At 42.4% G+C, this 16,777-nt stretch carries 16 protein-coding genes; 1 reads left to right on the forward strand and 15 read right to left on the reverse strand.

Features of this window, described 5'->3' with window-relative positions; genetic code table 11:
* Positions 1 to 24: 24 nt before the first annotated feature.
* The 15 genes from BCU84_RS14855 to BCU84_RS14925 all read right to left on the reverse strand — a co-directional run bounded on the left by BCU84_RS14855 (position 25) and on the right by BCU84_RS14925 (position 15,257).
* Entirely contained in the window at positions 25 to 1,422 is a 1,398-nt protein-coding gene (locus tag BCU84_RS14855) for an ATP-binding protein (RefSeq protein ID WP_102528853.1), read from the reverse strand.
* 33 nt (positions 1,423 to 1,455) lie between these two features.
* A complete protein-coding gene (locus BCU84_RS14860) occupies positions 1,456 to 2,115 on the reverse strand; it encodes a response regulator transcription factor (RefSeq protein ID WP_102477213.1) in 660 nt (219 codons plus the stop codon).
* Positions 2,116 to 2,188: 73 nt separating this feature from the next.
* Complete coding sequence (locus BCU84_RS14865; protein ID WP_102528854.1) at positions 2,189 to 3,016, reverse strand: FAD:protein FMN transferase; 828 nt, start codon at positions 3,014 to 3,016, stop codon at positions 2,189 to 2,191.
* Positions 3,017 to 3,169: 153 nt separating this feature from the next.
* Positions 3,170 to 4,480 carry a DUF3570 domain-containing protein gene (locus BCU84_RS14870; protein WP_102528855.1) on the reverse strand — a complete coding sequence of 437 codons (1,311 nt, stop codon included), beginning with the start codon at positions 4,478 to 4,480 and terminating at the stop codon, positions 3,170 to 3,172.
* Positions 4,471 to 4,710: a DUF4266 domain-containing protein gene (locus BCU84_RS14875; protein ID WP_102440587.1), complete on the reverse strand. Its 240-nt coding sequence runs from the start codon at positions 4,708 to 4,710 to the stop codon at positions 4,471 to 4,473. The genes BCU84_RS14870 and BCU84_RS14875 overlap by 10 nt, the downstream gene beginning before the upstream one ends.
* 4 nt (positions 4,711 to 4,714) lie before the next feature.
* The gene (locus BCU84_RS14880) at positions 4,715 to 5,194 is read right to left on the reverse strand and encodes a TlpA disulfide reductase family protein (protein WP_102528856.1); all 480 of its coding nucleotides are present in this window, start codon (positions 5,192 to 5,194) and stop codon (positions 4,715 to 4,717) included.
* A 333-nt stretch (positions 5,195 to 5,527) separates the two neighbouring features.
* The gene (locus BCU84_RS14885) at positions 5,528 to 6,094 is read right to left on the reverse strand and encodes a cytochrome b/b6 domain-containing protein (RefSeq protein ID WP_157936228.1); all 567 of its coding nucleotides are present in this window, start codon (positions 6,092 to 6,094) and stop codon (positions 5,528 to 5,530) included.
* A 214-nt stretch (positions 6,095 to 6,308) separates the two neighbouring features.
* Positions 6,309 to 7,775 carry a ribosome biogenesis GTPase Der gene (gene der / locus BCU84_RS14890; protein ID WP_102528858.1) on the reverse strand — a complete coding sequence of 489 codons (1,467 nt, stop codon included), beginning with the start codon at positions 7,773 to 7,775 and terminating at the stop codon, positions 6,309 to 6,311.
* A 79-nt stretch (positions 7,776 to 7,854) separates the two neighbouring features.
* Positions 7,855 to 9,042 carry an outer membrane protein assembly factor BamB gene (bamB, locus tag BCU84_RS14895; protein WP_102528859.1) on the reverse strand — a complete coding sequence of 396 codons (1,188 nt, stop codon included), beginning with the start codon at positions 9,040 to 9,042 and terminating at the stop codon, positions 7,855 to 7,857.
* 12 nt (positions 9,043 to 9,054) lie between these two features.
* Complete coding sequence (locus BCU84_RS14900; RefSeq protein WP_102528860.1) at positions 9,055 to 9,675, reverse strand: tetratricopeptide repeat protein; 621 nt, start codon at positions 9,673 to 9,675, stop codon at positions 9,055 to 9,057.
* 49 nt (positions 9,676 to 9,724) lie between these two features.
* Positions 9,725 to 10,999, reverse strand: a complete 1,275-nt coding sequence (gene hisS, locus BCU84_RS14905) for a histidine--tRNA ligase (RefSeq protein WP_102528861.1) — start codon at positions 10,997 to 10,999, stop codon at positions 9,725 to 9,727.
* A 160-nt stretch (positions 11,000 to 11,159) separates the two neighbouring features.
* Positions 11,160 to 12,275 carry a flavodoxin-dependent (E)-4-hydroxy-3-methylbut-2-enyl-diphosphate synthase gene (gene ispG / locus BCU84_RS14910; RefSeq protein WP_102528862.1) on the reverse strand — a complete coding sequence of 372 codons (1,116 nt, stop codon included), beginning with the start codon at positions 12,273 to 12,275 and terminating at the stop codon, positions 11,160 to 11,162.
* A gap of 38 nt (positions 12,276 to 12,313) precedes the next feature.
* Complete coding sequence (locus BCU84_RS14915) at positions 12,314 to 13,318, reverse strand: RodZ domain-containing protein (protein WP_102528863.1); 1,005 nt, start codon at positions 13,316 to 13,318, stop codon at positions 12,314 to 12,316.
* A complete protein-coding gene (gene pilW / locus BCU84_RS14920) occupies positions 13,318 to 14,100 on the reverse strand; it encodes a type IV pilus biogenesis/stability protein PilW (protein ID WP_102528864.1) in 783 nt (260 codons plus the stop codon). The genes BCU84_RS14915 and pilW overlap by 1 nt, the downstream gene beginning before the upstream one ends.
* 35 nt (positions 14,101 to 14,135) lie before the next feature.
* A complete protein-coding gene (locus BCU84_RS14925) occupies positions 14,136 to 15,257 on the reverse strand; it encodes a bifunctional tRNA (adenosine(37)-C2)-methyltransferase TrmG/ribosomal RNA large subunit methyltransferase RlmN (RefSeq protein WP_102528865.1) in 1,122 nt (373 codons plus the stop codon).
* A 168-nt stretch (positions 15,258 to 15,425) separates the two neighbouring features.
* Here BCU84_RS14925 and BCU84_RS14930 point away from each other — a divergent pair, with 168 nt between their 5' ends.
* Entirely contained in the window at positions 15,426 to 16,604 is a 1,179-nt protein-coding gene (locus BCU84_RS14930) for a CNNM domain-containing protein (protein ID WP_102528866.1), read from the forward strand.
* Positions 16,605 to 16,777: the final 173 nt, after the last annotated feature.

The following is a 16,777-nucleotide window of genomic DNA, read 5'->3' on the forward strand; positions in this document are numbered from 1 at the left end:
TATCCCAAGATTAAATAAGTTAGTTTAATTGGGTAACACAATGTTGACCTTTAGCCCTTGAGGCTTAGCTTGATGAAAACTCATATCACCTTGATGCAACATAATGATGAGCTGACAAATGGATAACCCTAGCCCTGCACCTTGGGATACATTTTCATCAACCCGATAAAAACGGTTCTTGGCTAAATCAATTTCGCTTGCAGACATGCCTATGCCTTGATCAATGATATTTATAACGCATTGGTTAGCATCTTGCTCAGCGCGAATGCTAATAACCGATTCTTTAGGGCTGTATTTACAAGCATTTTCGATAATGTTTTTTAATACTAATTCAAGATAAAAGCTATCAGCTTTAACGGTAAATCCCTTAGGAATATCAAGCTGCCACTGATAATCGGCCACAATATGCACTAACTGATTAATCACATTATCAATTAGGCTTTGTAAGTCGCATTCAGTTTTATTAATCGCTTCAATGGCATCAACCCTTGAGAGTAATAACAGTTGTTCAACGGTATGACTCATGCGCGTAATGCCCTGCCCCATGGCTTGAGTATAAGGCATTACTTGTTGCTTTAAGCTTTCATCGGTTGATGAATTAATCACGCTTTCTAAACCATCACCATGAAGTTTGATGATGGCTAAGGGCGTTTTTAACTCGTGGGCGGCATCAGCACTAAAGCGTCGTTCGCGGCTCATCATATCGGCAATACGGGCTAAATAACTATTAAGCGACTGCTGAATTGAAATAAGTTCTGACGGTAAGTGGATATTAATTGGCGCTAGATCTTGAGCGCTGCGATAAGCTAAATGGCGCTCGAGTAGCTTGATGGGCTTAAATAAATAGTAAGTCACCAATAGCATGATAAGCAACATGATAGGCGCAATAATCAGTGGCGTTCGCCAGCTATTGGCGTTAATTTTATCCACCAACTCTTGGCGCACATCATCACGCTGTGCAGTCACTATCCACACCTGTTGCGCCGTTGAAAACAAGCTGTACACATGCCAAGTGTGCTCACCGACGGCCTTATACACATAGCCGTGGTTAAAATCCGTTAACGGTTGCTCGCCAGTATTATCGGAGTATGCAAGTAACTCACCTGCTGCGGTAAACAGTTGAAATGACAACTTACGCTCGTAGGATAGAGTTTCTACCGTAGACTGCTCGGCAAAGGTTTCTATGTCAGACTCTGACACATGAAAGCGAATAGGTTGCTCAATTAAGCTTGCTACTTTGGCGGCAGTAAGCCTTTTGACATAAAACAAATCCAGCACTTTAGCGGTTTGTACCATTTCAGCATCAAATAGCTCTTCTATCTCGTACATGGCATCGCGGCTACTCAGCACACTGGCAACGGATACGGTCAGTAAGATACCGACTAACATCAATAAACTAAGGGAGAAACGTAACGAAAACATAATATCCTTTTATGATCTACTGACCATTAATGCTTATTGAATTTCAGCTAAAATATAGCCAATGCCTCTAACGGTTTTAATCAGTTCTGGGGCCATTTTTTTACGTAAATGATGAATATGCACTTCAATGGAATTACTGCCGACTTCATCCCAACCATAGGTTAATTGCTCAAGCTGACTGCGGGTTAGTACTCGCCCTGCTGATTGGGCAAACTCCAATAACAATTGATATTCCCGTCGTGGCAGGTTGATTAATTGCTCTCGAAAATGCACTTCACAACAACTGAAATCGATGGTCAATGCGCCGAAACTAAATTGATTGTTATCTAAGCCGTGTTGGCGGCGAACAATCGCTCGCAGTCTGGCAACTAATTCCCGCACATCAAACGGTTTACTGAGATAATCATCTGCGCCAATGTCTAAACAGCTTAAGCGAGTATCAAAATCCGTATTGGCGGTCAGCACAATAATCGGCAAAGATACTCCCGCTTTACGCCAGTACTTTAATAAATCTTCGCCATTGCCATCAGGCAAACCTAAATCAAGAATAATGGCGCTAAAATCTTCATTATCCAGCGCCGCTAATGCTTGGTTATAAGAACATAAGTGATCCACTTGGATCCCTTCTTTAGCCAAACTCAAAACCACGCCTTGTGCTAATAACTGATTGTCTTCTACTAACAATACCCGCATCGGTTATTCCTTTATTGTTCTTATATATTGTTCTTATGTATTGCTTTTATAGCAATTAAAGCGCGATTTAAGCTTATCTAAACACTTTGAAGTCAACACCTTGCCCACTCAAAAAGGCTTCAGCAGCTGCGCCTTTTAACATTGCCATGGTCGATAGCATTCCCGCGGTAACGCTATTTGGCCCTAATACCGTCACTGAAAGCGGCGCTTGCTCCACAGGATAACCTGTTCGAGGATTAATAATGTGGCCATAGCGTTTTTGATCCACTTCAATGTAGCGCCGAGTGGTGCCGCTAGTGGCTAATGCGCCTTGGCGTATGGTTAACAGCGCCGCGGCATTATCCAATTGCTGCGGGTTTTCAATCCCCACTTGCCAGCCATCTGGGTTAAGGATGGGACAGGCAATATCGCCGCCAAAATTAACTAACACAGAGATATCAGGCCAACGCTTGCTGAGTAATTGCGCTGTACTATCCACCGCATACTCTTTGCCTATGCCACCAAAATCTAAACTCATTGCTGCAGGCATAGTCAATTTGCTGTCAGTAAAATCAATGGCGCTAAAATCCACTAGCTTTAATGCCGATTTAATCGCACTAGCTGGTGGCACTTGATGGCTACCATCAAAGCGCCACAACTTCATTAAAGGACCTGCGCTGATATCAAAAGCGCCGTCACTTAATTGATAACATTGCTGGGCAAATTGCAGTAAATGTGCGGTTTCAGCATCAATGTTAACCGCCTGCCCTTGGGCATTATTGAGTTGCCAAACAATATTACCTTGTAAAAAACGGCTATATTTACGCTCTATTCTACTGGCTTCAGCCACCGCGATATTTAACATCTGCTGGGCAATCTTCTCATCATCTAGTCGCATTAACATTTCACATGGACTTGCCATGGCGCTAAATGAACCTAAAAAGCCCCAAGGGCGACGTGTAAGCGTCGCGACCTGTGGGGCCTTAGATGTAGCGGCTTGTGATGTAACAGCGGCTTTATTTAACAATTTCAATAACTCTGATGTTTTGCGTTTATTTATCTTAAGACTATTTATTTAAAACGAATAGCTTATTTGAGCTACGATTGCTTTCACCGATGGAAATAAATCCTGATTATTTAACTCACCAGGGATATCTGTGCCGTTGTTTTCAGGGTTTTGCTGATAATACTCAATACGATAGCTCAGTTCATGGCCGCCAGATAAGCGATGGCCAAACTTAAGCCCTACCGTATATGCTGACATGTCACCAATGCGATAATCCGCACTGGCATACTCAGGTAATGCTGCTTCTGTACGCAAAAATGGCTGATAAAACTCAGCAGCTTGCTGCTGGTAATAACGCAAATGCAGCTGGCCATATAAGCTTGGAGTAAAGTAATAGCGATAATGGGTTTCTAAAGTGTGCGCTTGAATATCCCAGTCATCAGTATTGTAGCGATAAGAGAAATCAATCACCCCTGAGTCCAATGCGCCTTTTGCTAACAAGAAAACACTGTGCTTAGTGCGCGAGTCTGGGCGGTTTTCGTAGCGATAACCATGGGACTCACCATTACCATCGACCATACTGAGAATTTTATAGGGATCGGTCATATAACCCGACACACTTGAAAAGCCGTAGTTAGCTTGCATTAACCAATTGCGATTCAAGATTTGGGTCACACCTAGCATTACATCAGCGGTTTGCTTGGTATCATCACCGTCTAATCGAGTGGCGTCAAATGCAGCTTGAAAGGCATCATCGCCATCATAATCACCGCGAAATACCATTTCTGATAATGCCACAGGACGACCGCCCACAGGATCAACAGTATCATTCGTATAGGCACCCGATAAGGCAAGGGTGGTGTTGTTTTTGTTAAAACTGCGCTCCACCCCCGCATTTAAGCCTAATGATAAATAATCATATTCTTTAGAACCATAAACACCTAAGTTAACCGTCCAGTCAGGATTTAAAATTTCCTGCCAATTGGCACTTAACTGCACCCGGGTATCTTGGAACGTATCATCAAGGGGCGTTTCACCTGGGGCGACCGTATACTCTCCCTTACCTGAAGGTCGAGTAAAGGTTTGGCTGATGGATTGTGCTACAGCGCCAGAGGCTGAAGCGCCGGTTAAGCTGTCGACAACGATTTTCATATCTAGCAGCGAATCTTCGCCAAAGGCTTTTTGCACATTACCAATAGCTTCAACGGCTTGTACACGATCTTGCTCACCGTAATACATAATGGCGGCATCGACCTTCCAATCATCATTTGCCGGTACCGGCTCTTGTGCGTTGGCTTGTTGTGACAACAAACTGCAGCTAGCCATGGCCAAAGCGCTAGCGATGCTTTGTTTCGGCGTTAGTTTCGAAGTTAGTTGCATCCACAACCTCCGCCAGCTAATGAGCGTCCGCCACTGGTGCCTTCTTTACTGAAGTAAATATGGTCATCCAATGCTAAATCTAACTTTTCATTATTAAGTGCCATATCAGCGCGGGCAAATTGATCCTTCTCCCACGGCTCTACACCTAAACTCGAACAGCCCGCTAAACTGCTGATAATCGACAAGGCCAATAACAGCTTAATATATTGCTTAAAACTCGATTTTTTCATCGTTTTACTCCTTTAACAACAGTTGAATTTCTTGCTCGTAAGCAGGCTTATTCTTGTCAAAAAAACCAACATGACGCTGAACTAATTCACCTTGGCGGTTAAATAAATAGCTACTTGGCATACCAGGTAAATCAAACTCCCTTGCCACATCCCCTTCTGGATTAAAGCGTAAATTAAAATTAGCGGGGATTTTAGTGAGGAACTCATGGGCTAACTCAGTATCAACATCAAGATTGATAGCAACCACTTCAAAGCCTTGCTGCTGGTATTTGGCCTGCATCTGGTTCATCCAAGGAAAAGACTTTCGACATGGACCGCACCATGATGCCCAAAAATCCACATACACCACCTTGCCAGCAAACTCTTTCAAGCTAGTTTCGGTGCCATCTTTGGTGAGTACAGTATGCTCAAGTGAAGGCGCGGCAAATAATGGGCCGCTAAAGGCCAATGTGAGTAACAAACTCGCTAGTAATGATCGCTTCATGGAGTCTCGCTTTGTTAGTTTTAATTTTTGAGGAGTCATGAATGACTAATTTTTAATGATTCAATATCATCTAAGTTAAATCTTCAATCTTAAGGTTTTATTAAGCATTGTGACGAGTTAGTTTAACAGAGTGTTAAGTTGGAGAGTTAAATAGGTAAAGATTAACCCGTTAACAAGGTCTGACGAGTATAGGATAGCGAACAAGAGTTGGTTAATGAGGACTAATAATCACCGCGCTAGCACTAACGCCATGACGCGGTCTTGAAGCAATAGCTAGAACAACCGCTGATACGCTGCTCAATAGGCTTAGTTCAACACAACTGGTGACTGTGTTTACCCGCCGATGATTCTCGAGACTAAGCCCTTATCGTGGGTAAATTCGGCCAGTATTATTCCGGCCAAATGCAAACTGATAAACGGAATAAAATACCACAAGGCAAGTTTATGCACGGTTTCAGCTTGGTGTTCAATTGACTCTGGCCCAAATTCAATCAACAAGCCTGTGGAGACCGATAACGCAATACCCAGATAAAATAGCCAATATACCCACGCTTGAAATTTTTCACGGCCGCTAGCCTGTTTACTGAGTGCGCTAGGGTATTGTAAGCCGCATTTTGCCATGTAGATAAACCGCAGCGACACAAAAACAGCCACCGCATAGCCAAAATAAAGATGCCACTTAAACATCACATTACGAATGCTTTTAGCAATAATGACGGCTTGTTTATCACTGATAAGTAAATCAAGCTGCAATAATCCTTGCTGGATCATCTCAGCCATATGATTTTTTTCCATCCAGCCTAAACGCAGTAAGATGGTTAACAGCATCACCAACATTGACAGCGCAAGCCCCCAATGCAAAAGACGATGGATAGCAGGAAAATGGCGGCGAGTACTCATAAAAACCTCAGTGATTGAAAGTGAATTATGACTATAAGTGGTAAAACTTAACATTCGCTTATGCTAGATCATTTCAAGTTTCACCTTACCAAACCATTAACTGTCAATAACCTCGGTTCAAACTCCTCAGTTCAAACACCAGTAAATCAGAGACATAAAAAAACCTGAATCACTTTGCAGTCATTCAGGTTTTGCTTAACTCACAGAAAATAATTTATTTTTTGCGGCTATTAATGTGGCTCATTGCGCGTTTACGGCGACGCTCTTGACTAATGGTTAGCTTTTCATGGCGGCCTTCAAATGGATTAGCTCCCTCTTGAAAGCGCATTTGAATTGGCGTACCCACAACTTTCAATGAACGACGGAAGTAGTTCATCATGTAACGTTTGTATGAGTCAGGTAACTTACTCACCTGGTTACCATGCACGACAACGATTGGCGGATTGTAACCACCAGCATGAGCATATTTAAGCTTAACACGGCGACCATGTACTAATGGTGGCTGATGATCATCTTGTGACATTTGCATAATACGCGTCAGCATTGACGTACTCACACGACGTGTCGCACTGTCATAGGCTTCTTCAATAGATTCGTACAAGTGACCAACACCAGTTCCGTGTAATGCTGAAATAAAGTGAATACGGGCGAAATCAATAAAGCCTAAACGGCGATCTAATTCACTCTTAACACTTTCTTTAAATGACTGGTCAAGGCCATCCCATTTATTCACAGCAATGACGATTGCGCGGCCCGCATTCAATGCAAAACCTAATAAACCTAAATCTTGCTCAGAGATACCATCTTGCGCATCAATCACTAACAATACTACGTTAGAATCTTCAACCGCTTTCAACGTTTTAATCACCGAGAACTTCTCGATAACTTCATGTACTTTTGCACGGCGACGAACACCAGCTGTATCGATCAACACATACTCACGACCTTCACGTTCCATTGGAATGTAAATGCTGTCACGAGTTGTACCCGGTGCATCGTAAACCACAACACGTTCTTCACCTAAAATACGGTTAGTCAGCGTTGATTTACCCACGTTAGGCTTGCCAATAATCGCAAGTTTAATCGGTAAGTTTTGTAGACGCTCTTGCTCCGCTTCGGCTTCTTCTTCGGTGTATTCACGAACTTCTTCACCGTCTTCATCAGCATCTTGACGAGTAATACCCATAGCTTCAGCATAAGGAGCCAGTGAATATTCAATCATATTGGTCACGCCGCGGCCTTGCGCTGCTGCCATTTGATAAACTTCACCTAAACCCAGCGACCAAAACTCAGCGCAAGCTGAATCAGCGTCAATACCATCAACTTTGTTGGCAACAACAAAGGTGGTTTTATCACGGCTACGTAAATGTTCTGAAATCGCTAAGTCAGCAGAAGTAAGACCTGCGCGCGCATCAGTTAAGAATAATACGACATCAGCTTCTTCAATCGCAGCAAGCGACTGTTCAGCCATTTTGGTTTCGATCCCTTCTTCAGTGCCATCGATACCACCAGTATCAACCACAATAAATTCGTAACCAGATAAAAACGCACGACCATATTTACGGTCACGTGTTAAACCAGGAAAATCGGCGACAAGCGCATCTCTTGTGCGAGTAAGACGGTTGAATAAAGTTGACTTACCAACATTAGGTCGCCCCACCAGGGCCACTACAGGGATCATGATTTTGCCTCTAAAAACTTTTAAATAAAAAGCCCCCGGAACACACTTCCAGGGGCTCTAATAAGGTTTACTGGTTAATTTATGGCAGGATTACAGTAGCTAGCTTCCCGCTGCGACCTTGCACATAAACTTTGTCTCCAGCCACTACCGGCTGCGAGAATAAACCATCACTATCAACCTCAACTCGACCAGCGACTTCGCCAGTGCTGCGATCGATAAAGTGCAGATAACCTTCAAAGTCACCTACAACAATATAAGAACCAATAACTGCAGGAGAAGTTAAACCACGGTTTGTTAACGTAGTATTACTCCAAAGTTCTAGACCATTTCGTCTATCTACTGAGTAAATACGACTATGGTCATCAACGACATAAAGTCCAACCCCTGCTGCGGCGAGTTCATTAAAGCTTGAGTACTTACGTGTCCAAACAACACGACCCGTTCTAAGCTCCATTGACACCAAGTTACCATTGTAACTTACCGCGTATAAATTATCGCCCAAAATTAACGGTGTCATATCCACATCAGCCATACGAGTAAACTCGTTACCGCCAGTTGGAGTAAACACAGCTTGTTCCCAAGCCACTTGACCGTTATTTTTAACAATAACTGATATTTTACCATCAGCAGTCCCTAAGAAGAAACCGCCTGAGTCATATGCCGCTGAACCTGTACCGCGAAGGGTTAGGTTTGGCAGTTGCATTTCATGAGTCCATAACTTGCTGCCATCTTCAATTGAAAATGACTCAAAGTTACCATCACTGGTATGCACAGCGACTGAATCTTCAGACACTGTTGGCAATGATAATAATTCGCCGCTTGCAATAGCATGCCAAGCCGTTTCACCGGTTTTAGCATCAAGCGCTACAAGCAATCCTGACTCGCCACCAATAAAGACTTTATTACGGCCAACGGTTACGCCTGCAGCAATACGGGCTTGTCTGGTATTAGCTAGCGCAGTATCTTTAAATTCTGACGCTAAATCTTTACGCCAAGCGACCTTGCCTGTTTCTTGATCGTACGCGATAACAGTACCGTTACGATCAGCCACATAGACGTGACCATAAAAAACAGCAGGTTTAAGTTGTGAGTAGTAATCACCCACACCATTGCCTACGCTGACTTCCCAATTTACCTCAGGAAATACTGTTGCTTGGATTTCAGTTAGTTCTGTTACAACTTCTTCTTCATTATCGCTTGAAGAACAAGCAGATAGCATAGCGACACTTAAGCCCGCAGCTAGCAAGGTTTTGCATAAAGACTTCATTCGGCTAATTCCTTATGCCTTGTTTAAATTGTCTAGCTTCATTTGTAGAGCAGGGCTTGATAACGTGCCGCCATTATCTACCGCTGCTTGATAAGCAGATCTTGCTTTATCCATGTCGCCTTGACGCACTAAGAAGTCGCCTTTTAACTCGTCACGTTGCGCATTGAACGCTTCATCATTCACTTGTTCTAAAGTTGCTAATGCAGTGCCTAAGTTACCTTGCTCAGCTTGAACACGTGATAAACGTATCGTTGCTAAAGATGCTAGTGAAGCACCTGGGTTAGCTGCAATAATTTTAGTGAAGGCTGCTTCAGCTTTATCTAGCTCACCAGCTTCAACAGCCGCTTTAGCAGACATTAGTTCAAGCAATGCTTGATAACCTTGTTGATCATGTTGCTGACCAAAATCGCTTACTGCAGCCATCACAGCTGTGCTGTCTGTACTATTAGCAGTAATGCTTTGGAATGCTTCAGACGCTGCTTCAGCATTTTCAATTTTTACGTCAGAATAGTAATTCCAACCGTATAATCCACCTAGACCTACTACCGCACCTACAATGATTGAGCTGCCGTAATCTTTCCAGAACTGCTTAATAGCATCTACTTGTTGTTCTTCTGTGCTATAAATATCCACGCGCACTTCCCCTTTCTATTCAGTTCTGTTTATTAGCTATCGGCTAATATTAAAATAATGATTTAATCGTGGTCGCCAAATCGTCTCGGGCAACCAAAAGTTGTTCGTTCTTATTTCTCAATGGCTTAACTGCAACCTGTTGGTTCTCAATTTCGTTCTCACCAATGATTAATGCATACTCAGCACCACTTTTATCAGCACGCTTCATCTGCTTTTTAAAGTTACCGCCACCACAATGACTCATGACTTTAAGCTGTGGCAGGCTTTGACGCAACTCTTGTGCAATTTTAATTGCTTCAACTAAACAGTTTTCACCCATTGCTGTGACATAAACGTCAACAACTGGGGCAACATCTTTGTTTAGTTCAAGGGTTTCTAGCAGTAATACAATACGTTCAAGACCCATTGCAAAACCAACTGCTGGCGTATCTTTACCGCCTAATTGGCCGACGAGTCCATCATAACGACCACCTGCTAAAACAGTGCCTTGAGAGCCTAAGCTATCCGTCACCCACTCGAAAACAGTGCGGTTATAGTAATCTAATCCACGAACAAGGCGAGGATTAACTGTGTATTGGATTCCAACAGCGTCTAAGAGTTCACATAAGGTTGAAAAATGTGTTTTCGACTCTTCACCTAAGTACTCCATCAATGCTGGCGCATCGGCTAACAAAGCTTGAACTTGTGGTGATTTTGAATCTAATACACGCAGCGGATTTGAGTACATACGACGCTGTGAGTCTTCATCTAATTGTTCTTTATGTTGCTCAAGAAACGCAATCAGTGCATCACGGTAGGCCGCGCGCTCAGCTGGATCGCCTAACGTATTTAGCTCTAACTTAACGTGTTCAGTAATCCCAAATGATTCCCAAAGACGCGCTGAAAGCATTAATACTTCAGCGTCAATGTCTGCACTTGGAATGCCGTACACTTCAACACCAAACTGGTGGAATTGACGGTAACGACCTTTTTGAGGACGTTCATGGCGGAACATAGGGCCCATGTACCATAAACGCTGCTCTTGGTTATAAAGTAAGCCATGTTCATTACCAGCGCGTACGGTAGAAGCTGTACCTTCTGGACGTAAGGTTAAGCTGTCTTCGTTACGATCTGCAAAGGTGTACATTTCTTTTTCAACGATATCGGTCACTTCACCGATTGAACGTTTAAAAAGATCGGTTGATTCAACAATCGGAGTACGAATTTCGCTATAGCCGTATGCGCTCACAGTAGAACGGATAACCGATTCTACTTTTTGCCATAATGGGCTTTGCGTTGGCAGAATGTCATTCATTCCGCGAATTGCTTGGATCTGTTTAGCCACGTTTTGCCTACTTGTGTTAACTCGCCGTCGTATCGTGTTCAAAATAAAATCGTTTTGTTCGATTTAAAATCGATGACCGAGGACTTAAATTAATCTACATGCCTTACACAAAAAAACACCTACCATCGCTGGTAAGGTGTAATTGTTGTCTAAAACAAACTTATTCTGTTGCGTCTTTAATATCGATTCTGTTTTGCATTATCGCTGCTTTCGCACGAATCTTAGCTTCTAACGAATCCACTAAATCATTGTTATCAAAGCGCTCTTTTTGACGTTTCCCGTCATCATAATAACCACTTTTACCATGGCTACCGGTTAAACCAATATCTGAAACTAATGCTTCACCAGGGCCATTTACCACACAGCCAATGATAGAAACATCCATTGCTGTGGTAATGTCTTCAAGGCGCATTTCAAGTGCATTAACAGTATTGATCACATCAAACTCTTGACGAGAACATGATGGACACGCAATGAAGTTAATGCCACGGCTTCTGATACGTAGCGACTTTAAGATATCAAAGCCCACTTTAATTTCTTCAACAGGATCCGCTGCTAACGAAATACGTAAAGTATCACCAATACCTTCAGCCAGTAACATGCCTAAACCAACTGCAGATTTAACCGAACCCGCACGCGCTCCGCCCGCTTCGGTTATGCCTAAATGCAATGGCTGTTTGATTTGTTTGGCCAGTAAACGATATGACTCAACCGCTAAAAACACATCAGAGGCTTTTACGCTGACTTTAAACTGGTCAAAATTAAGACGGTCTAAAATATCCACATGGCGCATTGCTGATTCAAGTAAAGCTTCAGGTGTCGGCTCATGGTATTTATCCATTAGATCTTTTTCTAATGAACCACCGTTTACCCCTATGCGAATTGGAATGTTTTTATCACGCGCACATTCCACAACGTTACGAATGCGTTCTTCGTTACCGATATTGCCAGGGTTAATACGTAAACAATCAACCCCATATTCAGCCACTTTAAGTGCGATTCGGTAATCAAAGTGAATGTCTGCAACAAGCGGAACATTGACACTTTGTTTAATCAACTTAAATGCTTCAGCTGCATCCATTGTAGGAACTGAGACACGCACAATGTCTGCACCTACTTTTTCAAGTGCACGAATTTGTGCCACAGTCGCTTCAACGTCAGTCGTTTTGGTGTTCGTCATCGACTGAACTGCGATAGGCGCACCATCACCGATAGGAACATCGCCAACATAAATACGGCTTGAAGGGCGGCGAATAATAGGAGATTCGTTATACATAATCTGTTGCTCTACTGCTTACTTAATTACAATTAACATTACACTCTAGGTAAGGTTAACCTAGCCACACGGCCTTCGGAGAAATCAGCTAAACTGATGTCTTCGCCATTAAATTTAATCGTTACAACTTGCGGGGCACCTAAAATAAGCTTGAACGGTGCAACGCCTTTAGCTTCAACAATTCTGCTTGAACCTTTAACGCCATCAACCAGTGTTTTACCGGTTGCATCAACCACGTTAACCCAACAATCAGCTGTAAAACTCATGCTCAATGCGTCATTTGCAGCTAGTGCATCAGTTTCATTTGAAATCACAAGTTCATTTGAAACTACAGGTTCATTGGCAAGCTCAGTTGCTGCGTCAGAAGTTAATGCACTGGCAGATTGCAAAGTCTCGGCGACATTGTCTTGCGCATTATCCAAGGAGGTTGTCAAAGCTTGAATATTGTTCTCTATATCAGATTCATTCGCTGACGGTTCCACATAAGCCAGTTTAGGGTCAATTTCTGGCTCTAATAAATCTTCAGTTTGATTTACCTCAGTGACACTTGCCGCAGCAACTTCTTCAGCGGTAGGTTTTGATAAATCAATCCCACTGAGTAATGAATCTTTTTGTACCCACCAAACCACTAACAGTGCGAGTAATGCGAAAATGATTAAGTAAGTTACTATCGTTAAACGACTATCACGAGCTTCACGAGTCGTCTTACGAGAAAAACTTTGCATTGCCGCTGTTTCGTCTGGTAATTGTTGGGCAAGACATTGCTGCAAAGCATTAGCATCTGCCTCAACGTATTTGGCATAATTTTTTGCATAGCCGCGCGCATAAGTTGCCGATGCAATATTATCAAAGTTATCGTTTTCAATATCTTCAATGATGCCAGGACGTAAATGTAGCTGTGTTGCTACGGCTTCAACTGATAAGCCTTTTGCTTCACGCGCTGTCCGTAACAGCATCCCAGCGGTTGAGACTTCTTCTAGTAAGTCAATTTGGTCAGCATCATTCCCATCTGTATGGGTGTTTTCGTTTTTATTATTTGTCATTAATGCAAAGTAGCCCTGTATTCTTTCGCTTGTTCTGAAGCAGGATATTTGGCGATTAACGTAATGCCATAGCGTTGAAGCGCTTCATCATCTGCTAACTCACGCGATATTTTAATTCCTAAAGCTAAACTTTCAGGCGTTTGCTGCGCCACACGATGAAACCGCTGTAAATTGGTTTTAGCCGCATCATAATCACTTTCTGCGATAGCTAAATCAATCAGCTCCATCAATGTAGATTGTCTTCTTGGATCGTAACGCAATGCACTTTCAAAGTACTGCTTAGCCTTTTCAGGTTCACCAGCAGAAAGACTGCACACACCTAAATTTTCATAGCTTGATGCGGTGCGGGTATATTCTTTTGCTTCAATCGCATTTTTAAACATGACTTCGGCTTGACTGAATTTATCTTGTTGACATAAAAACACGCCAAAGTTGTTCATCGCATCACCCGTAGCATCGCTGGTGTTAATAGCTTTGCGATAAGATTCTTCTGCGCGTACTACATCATCAACGGTTTGATAGTAATAAGCCATAGCGGTATGCACTGCGCTTAATTGCGGTGCATAATCAACTGCACGATTCAAATTAAACTTTGCCTGTTCCATGTTGCCACGTTTTAAATAGGTCAAACCAAGCTGCATTCTTTCTTTCGCAGCTGAAGTTTTATCCAATGTCCTTTCAGAAACTGGAATATCTGTACCACTATACGTTCTTTCTGTAACACAACCCACTAAAGGTAATGATAAGGCAACAATAAATAAAAACTTCGGCAATCCGTGCATACTTCTTACGCCTATTAATCTATACAAACAAAGAGTTAATCCATTGTGACCGAAATAGCACTTTCTTGCATGCGTTTTTTCGCCATACGTTTAGTTCGGTCACGAATATCACCCGCTAATTGACCGCAAGCAGCATCAATATCGTCTCCGCGAGTCTTACGTACAATTACGGTTAACCCATATTCCATCAATACTTTCGAGAAACGGTCAATCCTAGAATTAGAAGAACGACCATATGGTGACCCAGGGTAAGGGTTAAATGGAATTAAGTTAATTTTACACGGTGTATCTTTCATCAACTTAGCCAGCTCATGTGCTTGGTCTGTGCTGTCGTTGATATGATCTAGCATGACATATTCTACGGTCACGCGACCACGGTTGGCATTTGACTTGGTTAAGTAGCGACGAATACCCGCAAGAAACTCTTCTAATGGGTACTTCTTATTCACTGGCACTAACACATCACGCAATTCATCATTTGGTGCATGAATACTTACTGCAAGTGCAACATCTATCGCATCACCTAACTTATCAAGCGCGGGTACCACACCTGAAGTTGATAATGTTACCCGGCGTTTTGATAAGCTAAAACCAAAATCATCCAGCATGATGTCCATCGCAGGGATGACGTTGGCTAAATTCAATAACGGCTCACCCATGCCCATCATCACAACGTTAGTGATAGGACGGTCACCGGTATCTTTATGGAAACCTAAAAATTCTGATACACGCCAAACTTGGCCGATGATTTCAGCCACGGTCAAGTTACGGTTGAAGCCTTGCTGACCTGTTGAACAGAAAGTACATTCTAGTGCACAGCCTACTTGCGATGATACACACAAAGTCGCTCTGTCTTCTTCAGGTATATAAACCGTTTCAACTTCTTGGCCTTGGCCTACATTAATAGCGAACTTAATCGTGCCATCATCTGACTTTTGGAAACTGGCAATTTCTGGCGCAACCACTTCACACTTACGCGATAATTTAGCGCGTAATGCTTTGTTAATGTTGTTCATTTCTTCGAAGTCGCTAACACCAAAGTGATAAAGCCATTTCATCAATTGATCAGCACGGAACGGTTTTTCGCCCATTTCGGTGAATAACGCTCTCATTGCCTTTCGATCAAGATCCAATAAATTGATCTTTTTTTCACTCATGTTGTCTAACCTCAAAAAACCTAAAACCTGCTAGCGGGCGGCGAATTATACAGATCCTTACAAAATTTCGCCAGTGTCACTGCATTAAAGCTTTGATACTTTCACGACTGTGCTAAAATTTCTGTGGACTAATATTGGTCTGCCATATGGAGGTGTAATTCCACCTTTATGATAACTCTTATCATTATAGTATTTATCGCCATTGCAATCTCATTTCTTTGTAGTGTTTTTGAAGCGGTATTACTGTCTGTTACCCCTAGTTACATTGCCAACTTGGCAAAAACTAATCCAAAAGCTGCAAAACGGCTTGATAAACAGAAACAAAATGTGGAATCACCACTGGTTTCTATTCTGACATTAAACACCATAGCTCACACCGTCGGCGCTGCAGTAGCAGGCGCACAGGCAGCAAAAGTTTTTGGTGATGAAATGCTCGGCGTATTCTCTGGTGTGCTTACCTTCTTGATTTTATTCTTTTCTGAAATTATTCCGAAAACATTAGGTGCAAACTATTGGCGCTCTTTAGCCTCTCCGGTTTCGCTCATTTTAGTGTGGATGGAAAGAGCCACTAAACCGTTAATTTGGATGTCATCACAAGTGACAAAGTTAATGGGTAAAGGCGACGAAGGACAATATATCCGTCAAGAAATGAGTGCGATGGCAGAAATTGGCCGCCAATCAGGTGAGCTAGACAAGCAAGAATCTGCGATTTTAACGCAAATGCTGTCAGTGAAAGAAATGCCAGTATCTGCAATCATGACCCCAAGAACTGTGATGTTCAAATTACCGATACATTTATCTCAAGGTGAATTTGTCACGCAATTCTTAGCTAAGCCTTTTACCCGAATTCCGGTATATCAGGATGACCCAGATAATATTATCGGCTACGTTAACCGTAATAATATCATCCAAGCAGAACGATATACGCCTAAGGAATCTATCGGTGTATTGAAAAAGAACCTGCTAGTGATACCTGAGACGGCTAAGATATTACCGATTTTCGAATTAATGATTAAGCGCAATACCAAAATTGCCATGATTGTTGATGAATATGGTTCTGGTGAAGGTATTGTTACCTTAGAAGATATTGTTGAATCCTTACTAGGCTTGGAGATTGTCGACTCCAATGACCCCGTCACTGATATGCAACAATTAGCTCGTAAGTTATGGAGCACTCGCATGAAGCATAAAGGCATTGTATTGTCTGATGATGGCGAGTTCTCTAAACAAGATACGATAGTCGCTGAACAAGCCAAACAAGGTGCTCAACAAAACAATAAGCCTCTTGTCAAGCCAGTCAGTGAACCACTTACTAGAGATAAAAAATCGAGTGATAAAAAGCTGTAAATAAACACGACATAAAATGGCTTTTATACAAACATTGATTCAAATATAAAGGGAGCATTGCTCCCTTTTTTGACCAAAAAATATCTTTACTGCGTACATCACAGGTGAAAACGAACAGAGTCGAGTTTGTAACCTAGCAAGGGGCTCCTACAATCTTTCTCCCTTGTAAATAT

It is taken from the genome of Shewanella sp. 10N.286.51.B7 (genome assembly GCF_002873615.1).
Taxonomy (GTDB): domain Bacteria; phylum Pseudomonadota; class Gammaproteobacteria; order Enterobacterales; family Shewanellaceae; genus Shewanella; species Shewanella electrodiphila.

Bases quoted from the DNA above. Each gene is read 5' to 3' on its own strand.
- BCU84_RS14865 (WP_102528854.1), bottom strand. From the start codon at position 3,016: ATGGCAAGTCCATGTGAAATGTTAATGCGACTAGATGATGAGAAGATT.
- BCU84_RS14880 (WP_102528856.1), bottom strand. From the start codon at position 5,194: ATGAAGCGATCATTACTAGCGAGTTTGTTACTCACATTGGCCTTTAGC.
- ispG (WP_102528862.1), bottom strand. From the start codon at position 12,275: ATGTATAACGAATCTCCTATTATTCGCCGCCCTTCAAGCCGTATTTAT.
- BCU84_RS14925 (WP_102528865.1), bottom strand. From the start codon at position 15,257: ATGAGTGAAAAAAAGATCAATTTATTGGATCTTGATCGAAAGGCAATG.
- der (WP_102528858.1), bottom strand. From the start codon at position 7,775: ATGATCCCTGTAGTGGCCCTGGTGGGGCGACCTAATGTTGGTAAGTCA.
- BCU84_RS14870 (WP_102528855.1), bottom strand. From the start codon at position 4,480: ATGCAACTAACTTCGAAACTAACGCCGAAACAAAGCATCGCTAGCGCT.
- BCU84_RS14875 (WP_102440587.1), bottom strand. From the start codon at position 4,710: ATGAAAAAATCGAGTTTTAAGCAATATATTAAGCTGTTATTGGCCTTG.
- BCU84_RS14930 (WP_102528866.1), top strand. From the start codon at position 15,426: ATGATAACTCTTATCATTATAGTATTTATCGCCATTGCAATCTCATTT.
- BCU84_RS14855 (WP_102528853.1), bottom strand. From the start codon at position 1,422: ATGTTTTCGTTACGTTTCTCCCTTAGTTTATTGATGTTAGTCGGTATC.
- bamB (WP_102528859.1), bottom strand. From the start codon at position 9,042: ATGAAGTCTTTATGCAAAACCTTGCTAGCTGCGGGCTTAAGTGTCGCT.
- BCU84_RS14885 (WP_157936228.1), bottom strand. From the start codon at position 6,094: ATGAGTACTCGCCGCCATTTTCCTGCTATCCATCGTCTTTTGCATTGG.
- pilW (WP_102528864.1), bottom strand. From the start codon at position 14,100: ATGCACGGATTGCCGAAGTTTTTATTTATTGTTGCCTTATCATTACCT.
- BCU84_RS14915 (WP_102528863.1), bottom strand. From the start codon at position 13,318: ATGACAAATAATAAAAACGAAAACACCCATACAGATGGGAATGATGCT.
- BCU84_RS14860 (WP_102477213.1), bottom strand. From the start codon at position 2,115: ATGCGGGTATTGTTAGTAGAAGACAATCAGTTATTAGCACAAGGCGTG.